The following is an 8,481-nucleotide window of genomic DNA, read 5'->3' on the forward strand; positions in this document are numbered from 1 at the left end:
GCGTCTTCGGTTGCGCGATGTGCGGAGAGGTCGATCGGCCACCGCATGCGCTTCGCAGCTTGTTCTCTGCGGTCTGTTGATCTGCGCGGTCTGTGCGAGGCCCGCGGCAGCGAAGCCCGAGGCCGGCGCCGCCAAACCTGCGCCGGCGAAGCCCGCGGAAGGCGCACCGGCAAAGAATGCGACGGAGCCGGCCAAACCGGCAGCTCCGGAGGCCCATTTCGACATCGACGAGTTTCGCGTCGAGGGCGCGGACAACCTGCCGCAGATCGAGGTCGAGGCGGCGGTCTATCCCTTCCTCGGTCCGAACAAGAGCGCGCAGGACGTTGAGAAAGCGCGCGCCGCGGTGGAGAAGGCCTATCACGACAAGGGTCTTCAGACCGTGAGCGTGGGCGTCCCGCAGCAGGATGCCCAGCGCGGATTCATCGTGCTCAAGGTCACCGAGAGCCGGGTCGGGCGTTTGCGCGTCAAGGGCTCGCGCTATTTCGACCTCAAGAACATCAAGGACAACGCTCCTTCGCTGAAGGAGGGGACGCTGCCGAATTTCCAGGACGTGACGAAGGACATCGTCGCACTCAACCGCTGGGCCGACCGGCGCATCACGCCGGCGCTGCGCGCGGGCGTGGCGCCCGGCACGGTCGATGTCGATCTCAACGTCGAAGATACGCTTCCGCTGCACGGCAGCGTGGAGCTCAACAACAAGCAGAGCCCGAGCACGACGCCGCTGCGGACCAGCGTCTCGATGCACTATGACGACCTCTGGCAGCTCGGCCATTCCATGACCTGGACCTACCAGTTCGCGCCGATGAATCCGAAGGACGCGATGGTCATCTCCGGCTCGTATCTGGCGCGCACGGAGATCGATTGGCTGAGCGTTCTCGTCTACGGGCTGGTCTCGGACAGTTCGGTCGCAACCGTCGGCGGCGCGAACGTAGTGGGCCCCGGCCAGGTGGTCGGCGGACGCGCGGTGCTGACACTGCCGTCGAAGGGCGATCTGTTCCAGACATTGTCGCTCGGCGTCGACTACAAGGATTTCAAGCAATCGCTGAAGCTCGGTACCGACGCATTTGACTCGCCGGTGACCTATGTGCCGCTCGTCGCCAGCTATGGTGCAACCTGGCAGGGTGAGGGGCATCTCACGCAGCTCAATGCCACGGTGACGACAGGCCTGCGTGGTATCGGCTCCAGTCGCGACGAGTTCGACGCCAAGCGCTTCGATGCCACGGCGAGCTTCATCACGCTGCATGCCGACATCTCGCACACCCAGGATTTCGCTGGAGGCTTCCAGCTCTACGCAAAACTCCAGGGCCAGGCCGCGGATCAGCCGCTGGTGTCGAGCGAGCAGTTCAGCCTCGGCGGCCAGGACACGGTGCGCGGCTATCTCGAATCCGAGGTGCTCGGCGATTACGGCGTCGCCGGAACGCTGGAAATGCGCACGCCCAACCTCGCGCAATACTTGCAGCAGAAGCTGCCCAATCCGATGGGCGAGCCGATCAAGTACAACGCGTTCGACGAGTGGCGCTTCTTTGCGTTCGTCGACGGCGGCAACGCCAGGATCCATGAGCCGCTGACGGACCAGCAGTCGCATTTCGACCTCGCCAGCTACGGCGTCGGCATGCGCATGAAGGCGCTTCGTTACTTCAACAGCATCGTTTTCGTCGGCATGCCGCTGACCAGCCAGCAGGCCACCGTCGCCAACCATCCACGGTTCAGTTTTAGGGTCTGGGGAGAATTCTAGATGTCGCTCCTTCGCTTTGGATCACGCCGCGGATACCGCCTGAGCGCACCGCTGATGCTGTTTCTCGTTCTGATGGCCGTGCTGTGGCCGAAGCCCGCGTCGGCGTGGTGGAACGATCAGTGGACGTTGCGCAAGAAGATCACGATCGATACCGGCCAGTCAGGCGCCGGGATCAGTGACGCCATCGGTACGGCGCCGATCCTGGTGCGGCTGCATGTCGGCAATTTCCGCTTCGGCGCAGCCAAGGAGGACGGCGGCGATCTTCGCTTCGTCGCTGGGGATGACAAGACGCCGCTGAAGCATCACGTCGAGAAATACGATTCGCTGCTCGGCGAGGCGCTGGTGTGGGTCAGCGTTCCCGACCTGAAGCCCGGCACCAAGAACGACATCTGGCTCTACTACGGAAACCAGAAAGCGCCGGCTGCGGTCGATGCCAAGGGGACCTACGATCCCGACACGCTGCTGGTCTATCATTTCAACGATCGCGGCACGCCGGCGCAGGACATCACGGCCTGGGCTAACTCGGCGCAGAACGCGGTGCCGGCGGCCGATGGCGCTATCATCGGGCAGGGCGCACACCTCGACGGACAGACCGCGGTCGCGCTTCCCGGCTCGCCGTCGCTCGTGCTTGCCGAAGGCGGCGAGCTGACCTGGTCGCTCTGGCTCAAGATGACCGCGCCGCAGCCGGGAGCCGTTCTGTTCGCCCGAGCCGAGGGCGCGAACGGTCTCACCGTCGGGCTCGACAATGGTGTCGCGTTCGTCGAAGTCGCGAATGGCGGTAACACCCAGCGGAGCGTGGGCGGCGCGGCGATCACGGCTGGCGGCTGGCATCAGATTGCATTCACGGCGAAGGGCGGACAGATCGCGCTCTATGTCGATGGCAGTCAGGCCGCGACGCTGGCCGCAAGCCTGCCCACCATGACTGGCGTGGCGCAACTCGGCGCTGCTGCGGCAGCGCCGGCCGCGGCCGCTCCGGCTGCCGACGCAGCGGCGGCGGCTGCCGCGGGGGATGCGACCCAGACGCCGGCGCCAGCGGCCGCACCTGCGGGCTCGGCTACGGGATTTGCCGGCGACGTCGACGAATTTCAGATCGCGAAGGTCGCGCGTCCCGCCGGCTTCATCAAGCTGGGTGCAATCGGGCAGGGACCCGACCATGCCAAGCTGATCTCGTTCAGCGTCGACGAGGAGACCTCGGGCTGGTTCAGCGGTGGCTATTTCGGCGTGATCCTGCGGTCGGTGACGCTCGACGGCTGGGTTGTCATCGGCCTGCTTGGGATCATGGCGCTCATCAGCTGGTACGTCATGGTCGATCGCATCTCGTATCTGAACCGGGTCTCTCGCGGCAACGAGCTTTTCCTTGGGCATTTCCGCGAGACCTCGACCGATATCGGTGGACTGCTCCAGCTCGACAGCGAGGAAAACGATCCGAGCTTCGGTGGCGAGATGGGCAAGAAGCAGCGCAAGTCCGTGCACGCCGCCCCGCTCTACTGTCTGTTCGCAGCCGGTGCGAAGGAGATCCGGCGGCGCTTTGCGGGTGGCGGCTATCGCCGGTTGTCGCCGCAGGCGATCCAGTCGATACGCGCCGTGCTCGACAGCGGCTTCGTGCGGGAGAGCCAGCGCCTCAACCGGCTGATGGTGATGCTCACCATCGCGATTTCCGGCGGTCCGTTCCTCGGCCTGCTCGGCACCGTCGTCGGCGTCATGATCACGTTTGCGGCGATCGCGGCCTCTGGCGACGTCAACGTCAACGCGATCGCACCGGGCATCGCGGCGGCGCTGGTTGCCACCGTCGCCGGCCTCGGCGTCGCGATCCCCTCGCTGTTTGCCTACAACTACCTGACGATCCGCATCAAGGACGTCTCCAGTGAGATGCAGGTCTTCGTCGACGAATTCATCACGCGGATCGCGGAATCCTACGAGCTTCCGGAAGAGCCGGTGAAGCAGGCGGCGGAGTGAACCCATGCAAGTCCAGTCTGACAGCAAGCCGTACGACGACATCAACATCACCCCGATGCTCGATCTCGCTTATGTGCTCCTGGTGATCTTCATCATCATGACCACGGCGACCGTGCAGGGCATGAAGGTGAACCTGCCGAAGGCGAGCGCGGCGCCGTCGCTGGCGCAGCAGACCACCAAGGCGATCACGGTCGCCAATGACGGCAAGCTGTTCCTCGACACTATCCCGGTGACGCTGCCGGAGCTCGAGCAAAGGCTGGTACAGCAGCGTGCGTTGACGCCGGAGTTTCCGATCGTCGTGCGCGGCGACGCCCAGACCCAGTACCAGAACGTCGTCGACGTGCTCGACATGCTCGGCCGCCTCAACTTCACCCAGGTCGGCATGGCGACCAAGCCGGTGGCGCGGTGAACCGGACTGCATGTGACGCCGATGGATCAGCGCGACACCACCGAGGAGAACGAAGGACCGGCCTGGTGGCGTTATCTGCTGCTGGGCGGTGGCGGTCTGTTGGTGATCGCGCTCGTGGTCGGCGGCATCATGGTTCTCTTGAGCGGCGACAAGAATCCGCCGCGCAAGGTGAACGAGCTCCAGGTGACGATGATCGTGCCGCCGCCACCTCCGCCTCCACCCCCGCCGCCGGAGCAGCAGCCCGAGCAGAAGATGGTCGAGCAGACTCCGGTCAAGCAGGAGATGATCGAGGAGAAGCCGGTCGACATTCCCAAGGAAGCGCCGCCGGATGCGCCCGATACGCCGATGGACAGTCCACCGTCGATCGAAGCCAACACCGCTGGTCCTGGAACACTGAAAGGCGGCAAGGGCGGGCTGATCGGCGGCGGAGGTGGCGGCGGTGGTGGCGGCAGCAGCAAATGGGGTTGGTACGCCAGCATCGTGCAGGCGCAGATCGAGGCGGCGCTGCGCGCCAACGACAAGACGCGTCACGCCGTGATGCAGGTCAGGGTGCGGTTATGGCCGGATCCGACCGGCCGGATCACGCGCGTGCAGCTGGTGTCCTCGACCGGCAACAACGAGCTCGACGCGGTGATCCGCGACCAGGTCCTCAGCGGCATGACGTTGCGCGAACCGCCGCCGAGGGAAATGCCGATGCCGATCGTGATGCAGGTCACGGCGCGCAGTCCGGGGTGAGAGACGGCGGCGCGAGCTGTCGGTGTGAACGAGTAAGAGAGACTGGAAGAAGGGTTGATGCCATGTGGCGTGCAGAGATGACAAAGCGACAGCTTGCGGGAACCGCAGCTATCCTGCTTGCACTTTCCGTTCCCGCCTCGGCCCAGGACGATACGCAGCCGGGCAAGCGCCCGACGGTGTCGCGCGGTGCGCCGCCGTCGTCGAACGCGACCGTCAACCTGATTAATTTGCTGGTAAAGCAGGGCACGCTCAGCGAGGACCAGGCGGCTGCGCTGGTCAAGCAGGCGGACGACGAGGCCTATGTCGCCCGCCAGGCCACGCGCGATGCGACGACGAAGGCGGAAGGCGCCGAGAAGGCGGCGACGACCGCGACGGACGCGGTCTCGCCGCCCGGCACCAAGCGCGTCACCTATGTCCCCGAGATCGTCAAGAAGCAGCTGCGCGACGAAATTCGCGCCGAGGTCATGGCGAAGGCAGAGAAGGAGAACTGGGCGTCGCCCGGCAAATATCCGGAATGGGCGCAACGGATCCGGTTCTACGGTGATATCCGTGCGCGATATGAGGGCGATCATTTCCCGGCCGGAAACGGGCCGCTGGAGAATTTCAATGCGATCAACACGGGCAATCCGTTTCTCGAGGATAACTTAAACGCGGTCAATCCTTATGCTCCGCCGAGCTACAACACGACGCAGGATCGCAATCGCTTCCGCTTCCGGGCTCGGCTTGGCGCCGATATCGACCTCTTCGACGGCTTCAGCGCAGGTCTGAGGATCGCGACGGGCGATAGCAGCTCACCGGTCTCCACCAACCAGACCTTCGGCGGCAATGGCGGCGATTTCTCGAAATACGCGCTCTGGCTCGATCGTGCGTTCGTCAAGTACCAGCCCGTGCAGGATTTCGTCGCCTCGGTTGGCAGGTTCGACAATCCGTTCTGGTCGCCGACCGATCTGGTCTGGTACAAGGAAATCGGCTTCGACGGCTTTGCAATCCAGGCCAAGCAGCAGGTCGCCGAAGGTTTCACGCCGTTTTTCGCCGGCGGCGCGTTTCCGGTCTTCAACACCGATCTGAACGCAGGCTTGAACACGTCCGATCCTTCGGGAAACATCAAGCTTCCTAGCCGCGACAAGTGGCTGTTCGGCGCGCAGGGCGGCTTTGGCGCGACGCTCGATCCCGAAACAAATCTGACGATGGCGTTCGCCTATTACGATTTCACCAACGTGCGCGGCAAGCTATCCAGCGCGTGCGTCGTCGCCGCCGCATCCGATGTTTGCGATACAGATATGCTACGGCCGACCTTTGCCCAAAAAGGCAATACGTATATGCGGCTGCGCAATATTCCCCTGGTGCTGCCCGCTGCGCTTCCGCCCACAGGCTCGGAGAACTTCCAGTTCTACGGCCTCGCCAGCGACTTCCGTCCGGTTGTTGCCAGCGCGCAGCTCGACTTCGCTCAGTTCAATCCGATCCACGTTATCCTCGATGCCGAATATATCTGGAACACGGCATTCGATCGTGCCGCGGTTGCGGCTGTCGCGGTGCGCCCGAACAACTTTGCGGGCACGCCGGACGGTAGCCCGGGTCCCTACAACGGCGGCAATCAGGGTTGGCTCGCGCGCCTGACCGTCGGCAACAAGGAGGTCAAGCATCTCTGGGATTGGAACGCTCACGTCGGCTACAAATATCTCGAGTCCGATGCGATGGTGGATGCGTTCGTCGACTCCGATTTCGGCCTGGGCGGCACCAATCTCAAGGGCTATTTCATCGGCGGCAATGTCGGCCTCGGCGAGAACGTCTGGGCCTCGGTGCGCTGGATGAGCGCCAATAACATCGCGGGTCTGCCCTATGCGGTCGATATCGTGCAGCTCGATCTCAATGCGAGGTTCTGATCATGCGGCTCCTGCGTCTCTCCTCCATTGTCGCATTGGCGTTGACGATTCCCGCGATTGCTCACGCCGACCAGGAAGGCGACCGCTTGCGCGAGGCGTTGCGATCGGCGACCGCGCAGGCGAGGGCAGCGGAAGATCAGCGCGCCGCGCTCCAGGCCAAGCTGACGGCGGCCGAGCAGGAACGTGAGCGTCTCCGCAAGCAGAACGAAGCGTTCCGCGCCCAGGTCAAGGAGGCGGAGCAGGCCTATCGCCAGGCCGTGAAGGACTTCAACGAGCGTCTCACCGAGCGCGACGATTCACTCGAGAAGTGGAAGGTCGCCTATGGCGAGGCGGCCGGGGTCGCGCGGGCCAAGGATGCCGAGCGCGCCAAGTTCGAGGCCGAAGCGACCGCGTTCAAGGCGAGCACCAAGGCCTGCGAGGCCAAGAATATTCAGCTCGCGAGGACGGCCAACGAGGTCGTGACCAAATACGAGGCGATGGACCCGTTCGAGAAGGTTCTCGACCACGATCCGGTGTTTGGATTGAAGCGGGTCGAGCACCAGAACGCGGCCCAGGACTACCGCGACAAGATCCTTGAACAGAAGGCCAAGCCATGACCCATCACGCCCTCAGGACCGTCATGCTCGCCGGCGCGCTGCTGGCTATGGCGTCCGCGGCCTTGGCCCAGACCCGCAATCCGCCGCAGCCGACACGTCCGGCGCCCGCCGCGACTGCTCCCGCTCGTCCGCCGGCTGCCGAGGATGCGTCGGCCGTGAAGAGCGGAGAGGTGATTGCGCGCGTCGGAGATAGCGATGTGACCGCCGAGGAGGTGCGTGCGACGCTCCAGCTTCTGGATGCGCGTCAGCAGGCCGCGATGGCGCACGATCCGGCGCTGCTCAGCCAAACCGTGCGGGCGATCCTCGCCAATCGCCTCGTGCTCAGGGAGGCGTCGGCCAAGAAATGGGAGCAGCAGCCCGCCGTCGTCGCCCAGCTTGCGCGTGCGCGGGAAAGCCTGATCGTCGAAACCTATCTGCAATCCGTGACCGCGCCACCCGACAGCTTTCCGAGCGAAGCCGAGATCAAGAGCGTCTACGACGCAAACGCCGGCGCTCTGCTGGTGCCCCGCCGCTTTCGCCTCGCCCAGATCTTGGTCTCGGTGGCGAAGGACGCGGACAAGGCCACCGAAGACACGGCGCGCAAGAAGCTTGATGACGTCGTCAGAAAGCTCAAACAGGCGGGCGCGGATTTTGCCGCGATCGCCCGCAGCTCGTCCGAGGATACGGCGTCGGCCGAGAAGGAGGGCGAGATCGGCTGGGTGACCGAGCCGGATCTTCGGACCGAAATCCGTGGCCAGGTCACCGGATTGCCGAAAGCAGGCGTCACCGATCCGATCCGGCTCGAGGATGGATGGCACGTGCTCAAGCTGCTGGACACCGAGGCGGCGCACTCACGGCCACTTGCGGAGGTCAGAGACGCCCTGGTTCAGCGCATGAGGGCCGAGCGCATCGAGGCCAATCGTCGCGCCTATGTCGCGGAACTCCTCAAGCAATCGCCGCCGGTCGTGAACGAGATCGCGCTCTCCAAGCTGCTCGAGGCGAAGCCTGAAGCGGCACCGTCGCGCTAGGCGAGGTTCCGTCCGAATAATCAGGCCGGGTTGCGCGAAGGTGCAGCCCAGCCGCGTTTTTTGGTTCTGCAGGACCGTCGCCAGCAGGAACCAGAATATGCAGCCCAATGCGTCGGTTACGACGGTTAATATCGTTAACCGTTAGTTAAATATCACATAT

Annotated in this window: 7 protein-coding genes; all 7 read left to right on the top strand. The window is 64.4% G+C overall.

Annotated elements, in window-relative coordinates:
- The first annotated feature begins 76 nt into the window (after window positions 1-76).
- Complete coding sequence (locus FXB40_RS36195; protein WP_246208193.1) at window positions 77-1,735, top strand: ShlB/FhaC/HecB family hemolysin secretion/activation protein; 1,659 nt, start codon at window positions 77-79, stop codon at window positions 1,733-1,735.
- Complete coding sequence (locus FXB40_RS36200; protein WP_148777060.1) at window positions 1,736-3,691, top strand: DUF2341 domain-containing protein; 1,956 nt, start codon at window positions 1,736-1,738, stop codon at window positions 3,689-3,691.
- A gap of 4 nt (window positions 3,692-3,695) precedes the next feature.
- Window positions 3,696-4,100, top strand: coding sequence for an ExbD/TolR family protein (locus FXB40_RS36205; RefSeq protein ID WP_148777061.1), 405 nt, complete (start codon window positions 3,696-3,698; stop codon window positions 4,098-4,100).
- A gap of 21 nt (window positions 4,101-4,121) precedes the next feature.
- Entirely contained in the window at window positions 4,122-4,835 is a 714-nt protein-coding gene (locus FXB40_RS36210; RefSeq protein WP_148777062.1) for an energy transducer TonB family protein, read from the top strand.
- A gap of 77 nt (window positions 4,836-4,912) precedes the next feature.
- Entirely contained in the window at window positions 4,913-6,718 is a 1,806-nt protein-coding gene (locus tag FXB40_RS36215) for a putative porin (protein WP_246208194.1), read from the top strand.
- A 2-nt stretch (window positions 6,719-6,720) separates the two neighbouring features.
- A complete protein-coding gene (locus tag FXB40_RS36220; RefSeq protein ID WP_148777064.1) occupies window positions 6,721-7,314 on the top strand; it encodes a hypothetical protein in 594 nt (197 codons plus the stop codon).
- Window positions 7,311-8,321 (top strand): peptidylprolyl isomerase, encoded by a 1,011-nt coding sequence (locus FXB40_RS36225; RefSeq protein WP_148777065.1) that lies wholly within the window; start codon window positions 7,311-7,313, stop codon window positions 8,319-8,321. Before FXB40_RS36220 ends, FXB40_RS36225 begins: the two co-directional genes overlap by 4 nt.
- The last annotated feature ends 160 nt before the right edge of the window (window positions 8,322-8,481 follow it).

Origin of the sequence: Bradyrhizobium rifense (assembly GCF_008123425.1) — a bacterium.
In the GTDB taxonomy this organism is placed as follows: domain Bacteria; phylum Pseudomonadota; class Alphaproteobacteria; order Rhizobiales; family Xanthobacteraceae; genus Bradyrhizobium; species Bradyrhizobium rifense.